At 72.9% G+C, this 16,461-nt stretch carries 13 protein-coding genes and 2 riboswitches; of the genes, 11 read left to right on the top strand and 2 right to left on the bottom strand.

The genetic code is table 11. The annotated features are described in order from the left end of the window. Nucleotides 1-142 precede the first annotated feature (142 nt). Complete coding sequence (locus AAFN69_RS07700) at nucleotides 143-1,294, bottom strand: hypothetical protein (RefSeq protein WP_347727566.1); 1,152 nt, start codon at nucleotides 1,292-1,294, stop codon at nucleotides 143-145. A 615-nt stretch (nucleotides 1,295-1,909) separates the two neighbouring features. Between AAFN69_RS07700 and AAFN69_RS07695 the strand changes: the two genes are divergently transcribed. The 11 genes from AAFN69_RS07695 to AAFN69_RS07645 all read left to right on the top strand — a co-directional run bounded on the left by AAFN69_RS07695 (nucleotide 1,910) and on the right by AAFN69_RS07645 (nucleotide 14,381). Continuing rightward, the gene (locus AAFN69_RS07695) at nucleotides 1,910-2,743 is read left to right on the top strand and encodes an IclR family transcriptional regulator (RefSeq protein WP_347727565.1); all 834 of its coding nucleotides are present in this window, start codon (nucleotides 1,910-1,912) and stop codon (nucleotides 2,741-2,743) included. Between the two features lie 603 nt (nucleotides 2,744-3,346). Continuing rightward, entirely contained in the window at nucleotides 3,347-4,069 is a 723-nt protein-coding gene (locus tag AAFN69_RS07690) for an aspartate/glutamate racemase family protein (protein ID WP_347727564.1), read from the top strand. A 107-nt stretch (nucleotides 4,070-4,176) separates the two neighbouring features. After that, nucleotides 4,177-5,160 (top strand): membrane dipeptidase, encoded by a 984-nt coding sequence (locus AAFN69_RS07685; protein WP_347727563.1) that lies wholly within the window; start codon nucleotides 4,177-4,179, stop codon nucleotides 5,158-5,160. A gap of 44 nt (nucleotides 5,161-5,204) precedes the next feature. Then, nucleotides 5,205-6,806: an NAD(P)/FAD-dependent oxidoreductase gene (locus tag AAFN69_RS07680; RefSeq protein WP_347727562.1), complete on the top strand. Its 1,602-nt coding sequence runs from the start codon at nucleotides 5,205-5,207 to the stop codon at nucleotides 6,804-6,806. 50 nt (nucleotides 6,807-6,856) lie between these two features. Then, nucleotides 6,857-8,434 carry an ABC transporter substrate-binding protein gene (locus AAFN69_RS07675; protein ID WP_347727561.1) on the top strand — a complete coding sequence of 526 codons (1,578 nt, stop codon included), beginning with the start codon at nucleotides 6,857-6,859 and terminating at the stop codon, nucleotides 8,432-8,434. Between the two features lie 13 nt (nucleotides 8,435-8,447). Beyond that, nucleotides 8,448-9,389: an ABC transporter permease gene (locus tag AAFN69_RS07670; protein ID WP_347727560.1), complete on the top strand. Its 942-nt coding sequence runs from the start codon at nucleotides 8,448-8,450 to the stop codon at nucleotides 9,387-9,389. 19 nt (nucleotides 9,390-9,408) lie between these two features. After that, complete coding sequence (locus AAFN69_RS07665) at nucleotides 9,409-10,356, top strand: ABC transporter permease (RefSeq protein WP_347727559.1); 948 nt, start codon at nucleotides 9,409-9,411, stop codon at nucleotides 10,354-10,356. A 77-nt stretch (nucleotides 10,357-10,433) separates the two neighbouring features. Further along, nucleotides 10,434-11,456 carry an ABC transporter ATP-binding protein gene (locus AAFN69_RS07660; RefSeq protein ID WP_347727558.1) on the top strand — a complete coding sequence of 341 codons (1,023 nt, stop codon included), beginning with the start codon at nucleotides 10,434-10,436 and terminating at the stop codon, nucleotides 11,454-11,456. Further along, nucleotides 11,453-12,559, top strand: a complete 1,107-nt coding sequence (locus AAFN69_RS07655) for an ABC transporter ATP-binding protein (RefSeq protein WP_347727557.1) — start codon at nucleotides 11,453-11,455, stop codon at nucleotides 12,557-12,559. Before AAFN69_RS07660 ends, AAFN69_RS07655 begins: the two co-directional genes overlap by 4 nt. After that, complete coding sequence (locus tag AAFN69_RS07650) at nucleotides 12,556-14,046, top strand: aldehyde dehydrogenase family protein (protein ID WP_347727556.1); 1,491 nt, start codon at nucleotides 12,556-12,558, stop codon at nucleotides 14,044-14,046. Before AAFN69_RS07655 ends, AAFN69_RS07650 begins: the two co-directional genes overlap by 4 nt. Before the next feature lie 47 nt (nucleotides 14,047-14,093). Next, the gene (locus AAFN69_RS07645; RefSeq protein WP_347727555.1) at nucleotides 14,094-14,381 is read left to right on the top strand and encodes a muconolactone Delta-isomerase family protein; all 288 of its coding nucleotides are present in this window, start codon (nucleotides 14,094-14,096) and stop codon (nucleotides 14,379-14,381) included. Nucleotides 14,382-14,574: 193 nt separating this feature from the next. On the opposite strand, the gene AAFN69_RS07640 is transcribed toward AAFN69_RS07645, so the two are convergent. After that, nucleotides 14,575-15,987 carry a hypothetical protein gene (locus tag AAFN69_RS07640; protein WP_347727554.1) on the bottom strand — a complete coding sequence of 471 codons (1,413 nt, stop codon included), beginning with the start codon at nucleotides 15,985-15,987 and terminating at the stop codon, nucleotides 14,575-14,577. 140 nt (nucleotides 15,988-16,127) lie between these two features. Beyond that, a riboswitch (cobalamin riboswitch) is annotated at nucleotides 16,128-16,204 on the bottom strand. 97 nt (nucleotides 16,205-16,301) lie between these two features. Then, nucleotides 16,302-16,439: riboswitch (cobalamin riboswitch) on the top strand. The last annotated feature ends 22 nt before the right edge of the window (nucleotides 16,440-16,461 follow it).

Raw genomic sequence — 16,461 nt, 5'->3', positions numbered from 1 at the left:
GCCGCGCGCGCCGGCGGGGAGGGGGGGGCGGGAGGCCGAGTGCCGGAGACACGGTCCGTCTCCGGCGCGGCGAGCCCCGGCGCCCCGCGTACGGGGCGCCGGGGCTCCCGGGAGCATTCCGCAGCCCCCGGCCGGGACTCCGTCAGTGCTTCCAGACGGTCGCGCGCCAGGTCGTCGCATTGCCCGCGCCGTCGGTGCCGACGGAGAATCCGGCGACCACTCCGGCGTCATTGATCGCGAACGCCGCGGCGTAGGGGCCGAGGGACGACGGCGGCAGCTCCACGACCCTGCCGTCCGGCTTCCACAGCAGGGCCTTGTCCAGAGCGGGGTTGCCGGCCGGCGGCCACGCGTACCCGACGGCGGTGCCCCGGTTGTTGACCGCCAGCACCTCCCCGGCCGCTTCCGCCGGATTGGGGAGCACCGTCCGGGTGCCGTTCGCGTTCCAGCGGGCCGTGTCGCCGTTCGGGTTGTCCTCCAGCGAAGCACCCACGGCGGTGCCCGCCCGGTTGACGTCGTATCCCCGCCCGCGCCCGGCGTCGCGGACGGTGCCGTCGGCCGCCCACACCAGGACCCGGTCGTACTCCGTGCTCCCGGCGAGCCGCCCGTGGCCGAGGACCACGCCGTTGTCGGTGATCTGGCTGGTCCTGGCCCCGGCGAACCCGGCGGGGAGGGGCAGCGCGCGCACCTCACCCGCCGCGTTCCAGCGGACGGGGTGCGCGGTGCCGCCTGCGGCGCCGTCGCGCCGCTCGGTCCAGCCGACCGCCGTGCCCGCGTTGTTGACCGATGTCGCGGTGCCGCTGTTGTCGCCGGGCAGCACGGGCAGTTCGGTCCCGCTGCCGCTGGAGCGCCAGCGCAGCGGCTGGGAGCGGTTGTTCTCCTCCCGCGCGTCGCCGACCGCGACCCCGGTGTTGTTGACGGCCGACACATTGCCGCCGGCCGAACCGGCGGGAAGCGCCAGCCGCGCCGGGGTGGCGCCCGGTGTCCAGCGGACGGGGTGGAGGGCGGACGGGCTGTCGTAGGACAGGCCGACCCCCCATCCGCCGTCGCTGAGCGCGGTCGCGCGGCTGAACCGCTCACCGGGCAGCGGTGCCAGGCGGGTGTAGCCGGGGTGGCCCGCCTTCCACCGGATCGCGAGCGGCCCCTCGGAGCCCTCCGCGTAGTACTCGCCGATGACGGTGCCGCCGCTGTTCAGCCCTCTGACGAAACTGTGGAGCCCTCCCGGCGGGATCGGGAGCAGCCGCGAGGACGGCAGCTGTCCGGAGGGTTCGGCCACCGCCACGGGGGCCGTGCCCACGAGAAGCAGGGCGGTTGCCGCCGCGGCGGCAAGGGTTGCGGGTCGGGTAAGGCGCAAGCGGGCCATCCGGACACTCCTGATCTCTTCAATGAATTTGACGTGAAAGTGCAGGGGAATTTCATCTGTTCCAGGCCAGCCGGGAGCGCGCGCCGCAGCTCAAGTTTTCCGCCTCCGGTGACTCGTTGGGAGCCCGATCTACGAAACGGCTGGATTCGTACACCCGTTCACCCAGCCCTGTGTCACCCGCGCTCCGGCGGGTACGCCCCGCCCCGCGGACGGGCCCGTCCTCCAGCAGCGCTTCCCCTCCCGCGGCGCCTGCCGCCGGCGGTGGCGGGCGGGCTCCCCCGCCCGCCCGTGCGCGGCGCGGCGCACCGGCGGCTTCCGGCCATCCGCCCGGCTCCAGGCCACCGGATCACCCGGTTCCCCACCCACCGCGGCATCACCGGCCCGCCGGGCGGGCGGCGGCAGTCGGGCGCCGACCATGGATGACGCGGTGTGGGCACTGTGTGATAATCGCGAGCGATCATTCATGCACGAGCGCGGACAGGGTCCGGGCCGTCCCGGTGGGGGCGCCCTCGCACCGGGCCATGCTTCCCGAGGGAGAGGACCGGCCCCATGGCGAACGAACAGGGGCCGGAGAGCTCGGAGACCCCCGCGCCCGGCGGCGCGCCCGCGGAGGACACCGCCGCAGGGCGGACGGCCGGCGCGAGCACGGTGCAGATCGTGGACCACGCCCTGCTGGTGCTGAAGACGATCGCCGAGGCCGACCGGCCGCGCGGGGTGCGTGAACTGAGCCGGGATCTGGAGATCAGCAAGAGCTCCACCCAGCGGATCCTCGCCTCGCTGGAGCGGGTCGGGCTCGCCGTGATGGACGAGAACTCCCGCAAGTACGTGATCGGTCCGGCCGCGCTCACCCTGGCCTGGCGGCACGCCGCCAACAGCGACCTGGTGAGCGCCGCCTCGGAGGCCACGGCCCGCATCGCCGCCGCGACGGGCGAGACCGCATGCGTCTCCGCCGTGGTGGACGGCCGCCGGGTGACGGTGTACGAGGTGGAGAGCTCCCAGCCGCTGCGTCTGATCACGGGGGTCGGCCGCCCCTACTCGCTCTTCTCCGGCGCGACGGGCCGGGTGCTGCTGTCGATGCTGCCCGAAGCCCATCTGGAGCACCTGGTGCGGGAGCATGTCTCCGCGACCGGGGCGGCCGGCGCCGCGGAGATCACCGCCCGGGTGGCCGCCGCGCGTGATCAGGGGTACGCCTTCAGCCGCGGCGAGTGGATCATGGGAGGGTGCGGGGTGGCCGTGCCCATCGCGACCCAGGGCACCGTCACCGCGGCGCTGAGCATCTACGGCCCCGAGGCGCGGCTCGCGGACCGGCGCATGACCGAGCTGGTCCCGACCCTCCGGGCGGCGGCGGCCCAGATCGCCATCCGCTGGCGCCAGCCCGCCTGACCCCTCCCCCCGGCGGACCGTCCGAGGTCACGCCCCCGGGCCCGCACCGCATGGGCCCGATCCCCCGGGCCGCCCCGCGCCCGTACCGCACCGTGTGAGAGCCTCCGCCCGCCGTGCCCTCCGGGGCCGGCGGGCGGACGGTTCCCCGGAGCCCGGCGCCGCGGCGCACTCCCCGGCGGTCCGCACGCCGCGCTCACCGTGCCGGCGCGTTCCCGCCGGGCGTGTACTCCCCCGGCCCGTGAAGGGCCCGCGCGTCCCGCCCGTCGCGCACACCGCACACCGCGCCCCCTCCGCCCGCGCCGTCGCGCCGCGTGTCCGGGGCCGCCCGCGCCCGGCACGGGCCCACGCCGAGTCACCTCCCGGCCACCTCTCCATTGACCTGGCCGAAACACGTGGGTACGGTGTCCCAAACGATCTGGTCCACTGTCCCAGATTGCTTCGCGGCAGTGCCGACCTCGGTCGATCCCAGAGGGAAGCAGGACCTTTGCCGCTATACGGGCGGCATTTCACACAGCAGAATCCGTGCACTACATCACTCACAGCGGCTCTTGCCCGACATCTTCACCATTCCGCAGACACAGCTCATTTCAGGAGAAATGCCCTATGATGCTCGGCTGGCGTGCACGCATCGGACAGATACGCCCGGCGACCGCGATAGAGGGGGCGGAGGAGTGGCGCTCCGTCGCGCCCACCGGAGTGGCCTTCGCCGACGCCCGGACCATCGTTCCCCGCGTCGACGCGGAGGGCCTCCGCGAAATGATGAGCCAGGTGCTGGACGCCTCCCGGCAGCTCGCCACCGCGAAGGTGGACCTGATCGTGCAGTGCGGGGCGCCCGGCACCTTCATACCCGGCCCCGGCACCGACGAGAAGGTCACCGCCGAGATCAGGTCCGAGACCGGGATCCCGGCGATCACCATGATGCAGGCGACCGTCGACGCCCTGCGCGCCGTGGGCGCCACCTCGGTCGCCGTCGGCAGCATCTACACCGACGAGGTCAATGAGGCGCTGCGCGCGTATCTCACCGCCGTCGGCTTCGAGGTGCCCGTGATGGAGGGGCTCCAGATGACCGACCCCTACGAGGCCAGCGTCCATGACGCGGACAGCGCCTACCGGCTGGGGCGCAGGCTGCACAGGGCCGCCCCCGACGCCGACGCGCTGCTGATCTCCTGCGGCACCTACCGGACCTTCGAGATCCTGCCCTACCTCGAAATGGACACCGGCCGCCCGGTGGTGACCAGCAATCAGGCATCCCTGTGGAGCGCCCTGCGGACGCTGGGGCTCCGTGACGAGATCGCCCAGCTCGGCCGTCTCGGCCGAGTGGTCTGACACCAGCCCCGCGCTCCGCGCCGGCCGGCGGCACCCGCCGCCGTTCACACACCGGGCCGTCATCCCGCCCGGACGACACGGCCCCACCCACCGGAAGAGGACAGCACGTGCTGGTAGACGCATTGCAGTTCGTCAAGCCCGCCCGCGAGCGATTCGAGGAATGGCACGCCGCCGGAATAGCCGGCGTCCATGCCACCGTCGCCATCTGGGAGGACTCCACCGAGACCATGCGCGAGGTCGGCCGCTGGCAGCGGCTGCTCGCGGAGAACGCCGACCTCCTCCGGGAGGGCCGCTCCGCCGACGACATCCGCGCAGCCGGGAACGACGGCCGTACCGCCGTCGTCCTCGGATTCCAGAACAGCAGCCCCTTCGAGGACGACCTCGACCTCGTCGGCGCCTTCCACCAGGCCGGAGTGCGGATCGCCCAGCTCACCTACAACACCCAGAACTCCGCCGGCGCGGGCTGCTGGGAGGGCGACGACGCCGGCCTCTCCCGTACCTACGGAGTCAATCTGATCCGGGAGATGAACCGGGTGGGCATGGTCATCGACGTCTCCCACTGCAATGAGCGCACCTCCCTCGAAGCCCTGGAGACATCCGAACGGCCGGTGGCGATCACCCACTCCAACCCCCGGGGATTCGTCGGCGAGAACGTCGAACTGGCCTTCCGCAACAAGTCCGACACGGTGCTCAGGAAGGCGGCCGAATCCGGCGGCGTCGTGGGCCTGAGCATGTACCCGAGAATCGCCCCCAACGGCGTCGACTGCACCGTCGGCCAGTTCTGCGACATGATCGCCTACACCGTCGATCTGATCGGCGCCGACCATGTCGGACTCGGCTCCGACTACTACGCCGGCCAGGGCGACGAGGAACTCCACTGGTGGCGGCAGGGGCGCTGGAGCCGCAAGCCCATGGTCCCCATCTCCGGACCCGTCGAATTCCCCGGGTGGTTCGCCGCCGGCCGCGGCTACGCCGCCGTCCTGGCGGAACTGCGCGAGCGCGGATTCGGCGAGAGCGAGATCGAGCGGATCTCCGGCGGCAACTGGCTGCGCCTGTTCGACGCCGGCTTCACGGCCGGTCCCGGGAACTGACGGCCGCGGCCGAGACGGCGTGAGAGCGGAGAGGAATCGTGGGCATGAACCGGTTTGACGCCGTGGTCGTCGGCGGCGGCCACAACGGGCTGGTGACAGCCGCCTATCTGGGCCGGGCCGGACTGCGCGTCGCCGTGGTCGAAGCCCGCCGGCGGCTCGGCGGGCCCTGCGGGGGCTATGAGTTCCTGCCCGGCCGCAGCCTCGCCTTCACCAACTCGCCCGGGTCGCTCAACCCGGCCGTGGTCAGCGAACTGCGGCTCGCCGACCACGGTCTCCGGTTCATCCGGCCCGATCCGACCGTCGTCCAGCAGTTCGACGGCCGGTGCTTTCTCGGCTGGCGCGACCCCGCCCGTGTCGACCGGCAGCTCGACGCCTTCGCGCCGGGCGAGGCCGACCGCTACCGGGAGCTGATCAGCGCTCTCGAACGGCTCGGCGCCGGCCTCCGGGTCTCCCTGGACGAGCCCCCGCCCGCCCTCTCCGCGCTCCGGGAACGGCTGACCGGTCCCGGGGAGCGCGAGCTCTTCGACGCCGTCTTCGAGGGCAGTCTCACCGGACTGCTCGACGGGCGTCTCCGGTCCGGCGAGGCCAAGGCGCTGCTCGCCCTGCTGGCGCTCAACGCCCAGCTCGTACCGCCCTCCGCGCCCGGCAGCGCCGTCGGACTGATGATGCGCCCGTTCGCCCTGGCCTCGGCGCCCCGCTCAGCCGACGGCGCCGAGCGGGTCGCGCTCCGCGGCTCCACCGGTCTCCCGGTCGGGTCGATGAGCGCCATCGCGGACGCGCTGGCGGATTGCTGCCGCGCCCACGGGGTCACCCTTCGCACCGACTCCCCGGTGGTGCGCGTCCTGCACGGCGACGGCGGGGTCCGGGGCGTCGTCACCGCCTCGGGCGAGGAGTTCACCGCCGGCCGGGTGGTGTCGGCGGTCAACCCCGTCCACCTCTTCCGCGATCTGCTGGACGACGCGGCGATGGGCCCCGAGATCCGCGCGGAGGTCGCGGGCACGGCGATGCGCGGATCGGCGTTCAAGATTGTCCTGGAGGTCGACTCGCTGCCCGCGTACGCGGGTCTCCCCGAGGACGCCGACCCCGACCGGGTGCGGGCCTGCCAGTTCCGGGTGGGCTCCTCGCTCGGCCGGATCGAGGAGTCGATCACCCGGGCGCTGCGGGGCCACTTCAGCGAGCACCCCCTGATGTGGGGGCTGATACCGACCCTCACCTCGCCCGGCCTCACCCCGGGCAACACCCATCTCATCAGCGTCAACGCCTGGCACGCCCCCTACCGTCCGCACGACGGGCCCTGGGACGCCGAGCGCACGGAGCGCTTCGGCCGCCGGTGCGTCGACGAGCTGTCCCGGCTGATGCCGGGACTCGCCGAGCGGATCGTCGACCACCGGTTCATGAATCCGGTGGAGATCGAGAGCGAGCTGGGCCTGCCGGAGAGCAACATCACCCACGGGGACATGCTGCCCGGCAATCTCTTCGGGGCCCGCCCGCATCCCGAGGTCGCCGGATACCGCACCCCGCTGAGGGGCTTCTACATCAGCGGAGCCGGGACCTGGCCCGGCGGCTACATCACCGGGACACCAGGCAGGAACACGGCCGGAGCGGTTCTCCACGACCTCAACCACGAGCAGAGGCGACAAGCATGAGGCTTTCGCACCGCGGGCGCCGACGCCCGCCGGGAAGACAACTGAGCCGAATGGTGAGCGGGGTGGCCGTCGCGGGTCTCCTGCTCACCGGCTGCGGCACCAACCCCTCCTTCGGCCGCGACAAGGACACCCTGATCATCGGCGCCGAGGGGGAGATTCCCACCCTGGACCCGCACCGCGCCTCCGGCACCCCGGTGCTCCGTGTCATCGACGCTCTCTTCGACCCGCTGATACGTGAGGATCTCGGCACCCGGACGGCCCAGGCGCCCGAACTCCGTCCCGGGCTCGCCGAATCCTGGCAGGCCTCCGCCGACGCGCGGACCTACACCCTCGGACTCCGCAAGGGGGTCGACTTCGCCGACGGCACGCCCTTCGACGCGGCGGCCGTCAAGGTCAACTTCGACCGGATCATGGACGAGAGCTCCGCCTTCCACGACCCGACGGCCGCCGGCAACATGAAGTTCCTGACCCGCTGGATCAAGAAGGTCGAGGTCCGCGACGCGCACACGGTCACCCTCGGGCTCACCGAGCCGTACGCCGGCCTCCCCCGGGTACTCACCGACCGCCGGATGTCGATCATCAGCCCACGGGCGCTCCGCACCCACCGGCCCGACGACATCGGTCTGCACCCGGTCGGCACCGGCCCGTTCACCCAGGAGTCCGCCGACCGCGGCAAACGCGTCACGCTGAAGCGGAACCCCGCCTACTGGGGCGGAGTGCCCAAGACCCCGGCCATCATCGTGGAGTCCGTCACCGACCCCACCACACTCGCCATCGCCGCCCAGACCGGCGAGGTGGACGCGATCCTCAGCGCCGGGGCCCAGCAGGTCCAGCAGCTCGCCGGCGGCGGCACCATGACCGTGCAGTACCCCGAACCCGCCAATCAGTACTTCCTCCGGCTCAACACGCGGATCGCCCCCACCGACAACGCCGTCTTCCGGCGGGCGCTCAACCACGCCGTCGACCGCCGGGCCATCGCCACCCTCACCGGCCGGCAGGTCGCCCCCTCCACCGGACCGCTGCCCCGGGGCAATGAGGCGTACCGGGAGGACGCCGGCGCCGACGCCTACTCCCACGACCCCGAACGGGCCCGCCGGCTCATCCGCGAGAGCGGGGTGCCCACCCCCGTACGGCTGCGGATGCTCGCACCCAACAGCGGCCCCGGCTTCTCCCAGGCCACCGAGATCATGTCGCTCATCCAGCAGGACCTCAAAGCGGTCGGCGTCCGGCTGGACACCCAGTACATGGAGTTCGCCTCGCTCGTCGCCGAGGAGGGCAACGGCTACAACACCACCACCCACGGCTCCTTCAACGGGTGGACCACCGGGGCGGACGCCGCCGACTTCCTGGAGCGGATGTTCAGCGGCGAACTGCATCCCCCCAACGGTGTCAACCGCGGCTGGTACCGCGACCGGGAGGTCGACGCCCTCTTCGACCGCGCCCGGGGCGAACCCGACGCGGACCGCCGCACCGGGCTCTACCGGGAGGCCGCCGACGGCATCGCGGCCGGCGCGCCCTGGGTCTTCCTCTACCAGGACCGGCTGCCCCGGCTGCTGAGCCGCAAGGTGGACGGGGTCGTGCCCGCGGCGTCCGTCTACATCGACTACACCACCATCCGCCGCCGGTGAGGAGAGCACAGCCATGAAGGCCACTGCGGCACCACCCGCTCCCCCCGGCGCACGGGCCACGGCCCCCCGGCGGCGCGCCCGCCTCCGCTCGCCGGCGGGCGGCAACACCACCGCCCTCATAGGCGGCGCCATCGTCGCCGTCACGGTCCTGGTCGCGCTCCTCGCACCGCTGATCGCCCCGGACGACCCGCTCGCCACCAACCCCTCGTCCATCGGGCTCGGCCCCTTCAGCGGCGGCCATCTCCTCGGCACCGACGAGGTCGGCCGCGACATTCTCAGCAGGCTGATGTACGGCACCCGGCTCGCCCTGCTGGTCGCCGTGCTGCCGACGCTGGCGGCGCTCGTCATCGGCGGCTGCCTCGGACTGCTCTCCGGCTATGTCGGCGGCTGGCTGGACAGCACGCTGATGCGCGTCTTCGACGTGATGTTCTCCTTCCCGGGGATCCTGCTCGCCCTCGGCATCGGCGTCGCCCTCGGTCCCGGCATCACCTCCATGGTCATCGCCATGGTGGTGGTCACCGTTCCCGAGTTCGGGCGGATCGTGCGGGGGAATGTCATCGCCCTGCGGCAGGAGCAGTACGTGGAGGCCGCGGGCGCCCTCGGCTACAGCCATGCGCGCATCGCCTTCCGCCACATCACCCCGAACCTGCTCGGCGGCGTGGCCGTCTTCGCCACCCTCCAGACCGGCCGCAACGTCATCCTGAGCTCCAGCCTCGCCTTCCTCGGCCTGGGCGCCCAGCCGCCCACCCCCGACTGGGGCCAGATGCTCAGCGGCGGACGCGCCCTGCTGGTGACCGCACCCCATGTCGCCACCATCCCCGGTCTGGCGATCGTCGTGCTCGCCGTCGGGTTCAACCTGCTCGGGGACGGCATCCGCGACCGGCTCGACCCGCGCAGCCGGACATCCCGGGCCGCGCGCGGCGGCGGCCGGCGCACCCTGTGGACCCGGTCATGAACAGCCCTGGAGACGCACCATGCTGACCTTCACGCTGCGCCGCGCGCTGCACATGCTCCCGGTCATCCTGGGGGTGACCATCGCCACCTTCGGCCTCGGCCAGATCATCCCCGGCGACCAGGCGAGCGCCCTGCTCGGGCCCACCTCGTCCGAGGAGGACCGCCAGGCGCTCCGCGAGGACCTCGGCCTCGACGAACCGGCCCTCTCCCGCTACTTCACCTATCTCGGCAGTCTCCTCAGCGGTGATCTGGGCCGCTCGCTCACCTTCGGCCGGCCGGTCTCCGAGGTCCTCTCCGACCGGCTGCTCAACACCCTGCTGCTGTCGGGCACCGCGATCGTCGTCGCGGCGGTCGTGGGCGTCGCCATCGGCACCTGGGCCGCGCAGAAGCCCGGCTCGGTCCGGGACCGCAGCCTCACCGTCGGCGTGCTGTTCTTCAACTCCGTGCCGTCGTTCTGGTTCGGACTGGTGCTCATCGTCGTCTTCTCGCTGCAACTGCGGATACTGCCCGCCACCGGAATGACCTCCATCGGCGGCGGCGGGGCGGTCGACGTCGCCGCCCACATGGTGCTTCCGGTCATCACCCTCGCCGCCTGGTCGCTGGCGGTCATCGCCCGGATGACCCGCTCATCGGTGCTGGAGGTGATCGGCAACGACTATGTCCGCACCGCCCGCTCGCGCGGCGTCGGCGAGTTCCGGGTGATCGTCCGCCATGTGCTCCCCAACGCCATGCCGTCCGTCATCACGGTGATCGGCCTCCAGGCGGGCTTCCTGCTCAGCGGGGCGGTGCTCACCGAGACGGTGTTCTCCTGGCCGGGCATCGGCCTCGCCCTCCACCAGGCCATCTCCACCCGGGACATCCCCCTCGTACAGGGCGGCATCCTCGTCATCGCCGTCGCGTTCGTGCTGATCAATTTCCTGGTCGACGTGGTCCAGGCGTACTTCAACCCGAAGATCAAACTGGCCTAGGAAGTGTTCGCGAAGTGGCGTCGTCCGCCGGACGGACCGACGGAACTCCGAGTACACGGCCCAGGGAGGACCTCACCGTGACCGTACTGGAAGTCGAACACCTCAGGGTCGCCCACCGCGGCCGGAATCAGGACGGCGGCGCACCTCTGGAGACCGTGCGCGATGTCTCCTTCAGCGTCGTCGCGGGCGAGTCGCTCGGCGTCGTCGGCGAGTCCGGCTGCGGCAAGAGCCAGACCATGCTGGCCGTTCTGCGGATGCTCGGCCCCGCCGGCGCCGAGATCTCCGGCCGGGTGACCTTCGACGGGAAGGAGCTGACCGCGCTCACGCCCCGGCAGATGCGCGCGGTCCGGGGCTCCGGGATCGGGCTCGTCTCGCAGGACGCGCTCTCCGCGCTCAACCCGGCCATGACCATCGGCGCGCAGATGGCCGAACCCCTCATCCACTACGACGGATTCAGCCGGCGGGACGCCGCCGCGCGGTGCGCCGAACTCCTGGACCTCGTCGGTCTCCCCGGCGCCCGTGAGCGGCTCCGCAGCCATCCCCACGAACTCTCCGGCGGTATGCGCCAGCGCGTTCTGATCGCCATGGCGATCAGCCGCGAACCCCGGGTCCTGATCGCCGACGAGCCCACCACCGCCCTCGATGTCACCATCCAGTCGCAGGTGCTCCAGCTCATCGACCGGCTCCGCAAGGAGCTCCGGATGGCCCTGATCCTCATCACCCACGACCTCGGGGTCGTCGCCGGGGTGACCGACCGGATCGCGGTGATGTACGCGGGCCGGATCGTGGAGACGGCCCCCACCACCGCGCTCTTCGACCACCCCGCCCACCCCTACACCCGGGCCCTGATGGAGTCCATTCCCCGGATGGACCGCGAGCGGGCCGAGTATCTGCCCGCCATCCCCGGCTTCCCGCCCGACCCCGCCGCGCCGCCGCCCGGCTGCGCCTTCCAGCCGCGCTGCGCCGCCGCCCGCCAGGGGTGCGAGGACTCCGTCCCCGAACTCCTCACCCTCACCTCCGCCGCCCCCGGGCATCTCGTCCGCTGCCCCCACACCGCACCGGTCCCCGCCGCCGCGGACCACCGAGGAGAGCGCTCATGAACGCCGCCGGCACCTCGTCACCCGGCGCGGGACCGCCCGACGCCGTCTCCGTCACCGATCTGAAGGTCCACTTCCCCATCCGCACCGGGGTGCTGCGGCGGGTCACCGGCACCGCGCACGCCGTGGACGGGGTCTCCTTCACCGTGCCCGCCCGCAGCATCGTCACCATCGTCGGCGAGAGCGGCAGCGGGAAGACCACCACCGGACGTGCTCTGGTCGGCCTCTCGCCCATCGCGTCGGGGCGGGTCAGCGTGCACGGCCGGGCCCTGGAGGAGCTCCGCCGCGAGGGCGCGCTGCCCCGGCTCGCGCAGATCGTCCACCAGGACCCGTACGCCAGCCTCAACCCGCGCATGACCATCAGGGCGATGATCCGCGAGGTGGTCTCGGTGCACCGGACGGCACCCCGCGAGAGAGCCGGGGAGCGGGTCGGGGAACTCCTCGCCCGGGTCGGCCTCCGCCCGGAGCTCGCCGACCGCTATCCCCATGAGCTCTCCGGCGGCCAGCGCCAGCGCGCGGCCATCGCCCGCGCCCTCGCGGTCGAGCCCCGTTTCATCGTCTGCGACGAGATCGTCTCCGCGCTCGACGTCAGCATCCAGGGGCAGATCGTCAATCTCCTCAAGGACCTCCGCCGCGACCGGGACGTCAGCTTTCTCTTCATCTCCCACGACATGAGCGTGGTACGGCACATCTCGGACCATGTCATCGTCATGTACGGCGGCCTGATCATGGAGAGCGGCCCCTGCGACGAGGTGTTCTCCTCGCCGCGCCATCCGTACACCCACGCACTGCTGGCGGCCGTGCCCGTGCCCGACCCGCGGGCGCCCGGCCCGGGCGCCGGGACGCGCACCCGCGCGGAGCCCCCGGACCCGGCCGATCCGCTGCCGGGCTGCCGTTTCCAGCGCTCCTGCGCGTTCGCCGCCGAGATCTGCCGGGAGGGCCCGCCGCCGCCGGCCGTCGCCGCCGGGACGGCCGGACACACCCTGGCCTGCCACCGCGCCGACTCCCCCGACGTACGAGCCGCCCTGTCCGGGACGAGTCCGTCCATGTCCGGGCAGCGCCGGCCCCCGTCATCACCGTCCCCGGAAAGGACCACCGCTCCATGACCACCCCCGACACCCCGCCGGCCCTCGAGGACTACACCTCCCACACGGGCGGGGCCCGGCGCGCACCCGCGGGTACGGCGGTACCGCTCACCGACCCGGCCACCGGGGAGGTCTGGGCCCGTGCCCACCAGGATCCGGACGCCGTGGACGCCGCCGTGGACGCGGCCCGCGCCGCCTTCCTCGCCCCCTCCTGGGGCGCGCTCCCCGCCCACGCCCGCGCCGATCTGCTCCACCGCCTCGGCGATGTGCTCGTCGCGCACACCGGGGAGCTCGCGGAGCTGGAGACCCGGGCGAACGGCAAACCGCTGTCGGCCACCCGGGGCGAGGTGGGCGCGCTGGCCCGCTGGTACCGCTACTTCGCGGCCGTGGCGGAGACACTGGAGGACGTCTCCCGTCCGCTCAGCGGCACGGCGAGGGCGCTCATCACCCGGGAGCCGCTGGGCGTGGTCGCCGCGCTCACCCCCTTCAACGGCGCGCTCTCGCTGGGCTCCTGGAAGCTCGCCCCGGCGCTGGCCGCGGGCAACACCGTGATCCTCAAACCGCCGCCGCAGGCCCCCGCCTCCTCGGTGCGCCTCGCCGAACTGGCCCTGGAGGCCGGGTTCCCCGCCGGGGTGATCAGCGTCGTCATCGGCGGGGCCGACGAGGGCCGGCGCCTCACCGACCACCCCGGCGTCGCGATGGTCACCTTCACCGGCAGCACCGCGGTCGCCCGTGCGCTCGGGGCGCGCGCGGCCGAGCGGATGAAGCGTTATGTCTGTGAGGCGGGCGGCAAGTCCGCGCACATCGTCTTCGCCGACGGCGATCTCGACGCCGCCGTCGTCGCGGCCCGGCAGGGCGCCTTCGCCGCGGCCGGCCAGACCTGTGTCGCGGGCTCCCGGGTCCTGGTGCAGCGCGAGGTGTACGAGGAGTTCCTCCGCAGGTACGGGGAGGCGGTCGGGCGGCTGCGGGTCGGCGACCCCCGCGATCCGCGCACCCACGTCGGGCCGGTGGCATCGGCGGCGGCCCTGGCGCGGATCGAGGGCTATGTGGACGAGGCCCTGGCGAAGGGCGCGCGGGCCGTCACCGGCGGACGGCGGGCCGCGGTGCCCGAGCCCGCCGTGGCGGGCTTCTGGTACGAGCCGACCGTACTGGCCGACGCCTCGCCCGACCTCGCGGTCTGCCGGGAGGAGATCTTCGGGCCGGTGGTCACCGTGCACCCCTTCGACACCGAGGAGGAGGCGGTGGCACTGGCCAACTCCGTCGAGTACGGCCTGGCCGCGGGCTTCTGGACCCGCGACGCGGCCCGCGCGCACCGGGTGGCCCGGCGGCTGGAGGCGGGCGTGGTCTGGGTGAACACCTACCGGCTGCTGCACTGGAGCGTGCCGTTCGGCGGCTACAAGCAGTCCGGCCTGGGACGGGAGAACGGTGTCGAGGCCGTCGCCGAGTTCCTCCAGACCAAATCCGTCGTCACCGAGCACGGCACCCCGTCCGACCCGTTCGGCGACTGACCGCCCGCCCGGAAATCCCCCGACCCCTCAGGAACAGGAAGCGTCCCATGGAATTTCTCGTCAACATCCGGATCACCTGGCCCGAGGCCATGGACCCCGGGCTCAAGGCGGCGGTCTCCGAGGAGGAGCGCGGCCGCGCCGCCGAGCTCGCCGCGTCCGGACATCTGGTCCGCATGTGGCGGGTCCCCGGCCGGACCGAGAACTGGGGCCTGTGGCGGGCGGCCGACCCCACCGAACTCCACACCGTCATCTCGGGGCTGCCGGTCTGGCCCTGGATGGACGTCACGGTGCACGCCCTGGCCGCCCATCCGGTCGATCCGGGACCGGCGGTCTGACGGAGCCGCGTACGGAGGTGGCCGGGCCCCGCCCCGTACCGCCGTGCGGCGGTACGGGGCCTTTCCGCGCCGGCGGGGGGTCCGCGGCTCTCGGCGGCATCCCCGGCCCGGCGCGCCCGGCCGGGGATGCCCGGGTGGGGATGCCCGGGTGGGGATGCCCGGGTGGGGGCCCGGCGGCCCCCACCCGGGGGGCTCAGGCGCCCCAGCGCAGCGCGATGGTGTCCCCCACGCTGATCGTCTTCTCGCGGAGGGCGCCGGCGAAGGAGGAGCCGTCGACGCTGACCTTCCAGGTGTCGGAGCCGCTGTTGGCCTTGCCGTTGACCGATGTGACGGTGCCGGTGCCGGACGCGGGGGTCACACCCGTGACACAGCCGGACGGGGTGGCGGCGCTCGTCGCCGCCGCGAGGACGTCGCCGAGGGTCGTGGTGGCTCCCGCGGGTGTGAGGGAGACCGAGCACACCCTGAGGTTCCCCGCGCCGTCGTCGACGGTCAGCGCCAGCCTGGCCGCGGTGCCCGGGGTGAAGGCGGGTTCGGCGACCCACTGGGGGGCGCCCGGGGTGACCGGAGCCGGCGGGGCGGCGGTGAAGCCCGCTCCGGCGACCGCGCGCAGCGCGTCGATGGAGGCGTACGCGGAGGGCACCGTGTCGGCGGGCTTGTACTTGAAACCGCCCGCCGGGTTGTACTGGTTGGCGATGAGGAAGTCGACCGGCGTCTTGCCGTGGGGCGTGGTGAACTCCGCCGACTGCGGGTTGATGCCGCAGGCGTTCAGACCGGCGACGCCCCAGCCGTTGGAGCTGGTGTTGACCCCGTAGAGGGAGCTGAAGGCACCGGAGGCGCTGACCAGCTTGCCCTTGAGGAAGTTCTTGGCCTGGACGACGTCCGTGTCGGTGTTCGGGACGCCGGAGACACACAGGGCGGCCATCGCGGCACCGGTCATGTCCACATCGCTCGCGGAGTTGATGGCGGTGGGGTTGCCCTCCACCTTCTGGTACGTCCAGCCGCCGTCGTTGTGCTGGTTGGCCCGGATCCGGGTGACCATCGAGGTGGTCAGGGCCTGCGGGACGCGGGTGGTGCCCGTCCGGGTCCTGGCACCGCCCAGCGCGAGTGCGGCGAAGACGGTGCCGTTGAAGTTCGCGGACGGGCCGAAGTACCCCGCCTCGGCCGTCTGCCAGTACCCGTAGATGTTCGCGATGAGGTTGCGCGAGGCCGAGACACGCGCCGGGTCGATGCCCGCGGCGTAGGCGTTGAGCGCGCCTCGCTCGTAGTCGGTGACCACCGGGGCCGCCGACGGCCAGGCGGCGGTGGAGATCAGATCGCGGTAGACGGTTCTGGCGTTCTTGGTGGTGTCACCGCCCGGGGCGACGTCCACGACGGCCGTGCCTGCGGCGGCGAGGGCGCTGAACGCCCACTCGTTGGAGAGGCCGGACCCGGCATAGGAACCGTCGGCGGCCTGGAGCGACTTGAGGTGGGCGACACCGTTGGTCTTGGACGTGGCGATCTGCGCGGGCGTCGAGGTCGCGAAGGCGGGCAGCGCGGTGAGGGCGAGGGCCGTGAGCGCCGCGGGCATCGCGAACGCGAGGCGGCGGGGGGTACGGGGACGGGACATGTGCCAGCTCCTGGAGTCGGCGAGGGCCGGCCGCTCCCGCGCATGCCGGGCACGACCGCATCCGCCGGCGCGGCCGGGCATGGCCCGAGGAGCCGCCGTCCGGATCGCGTGGTACGGCTTCCTGTACTGCGTCGCCCCATGGGCATTCGGGCTCGGAGACGGCTCCCGGCCGTCCCATACCGCTGCGCGTCAGCTCCGGCCTCGCACCGGATTCCCCCATGTGGCAGCCCAGGACGCTACCCGAGTGTCCAAATACACGCCAGGGCAAGGGTGTTCCGCCCCACCGCCGCCGAGGAGCGCGCCGTCTTGACGGCCCATCGGATTCGTGTTGCACTCCGGCTGATAAACACTCGGCACCAGGGGAAGCCGGTCGAAATCCGGCGCTGACCCGCAACCGTAGACCCGATCGTCCCGGGTGAGCCGGAATGCCTGGAGCGGGGATTCAGCACGAGGAACGCCGTCGCGGATTACGGT

This window comes from Streptomyces sp. CAU 1734 (genome assembly GCF_039888735.1).
Lineage (GTDB): Bacteria > Actinomycetota > Actinomycetes > Streptomycetales > Streptomycetaceae > Streptomyces.
Note: the sequence above shows the minus strand (reverse complement) of the source record. Positions and strands in the feature narration are given on the sequence as shown.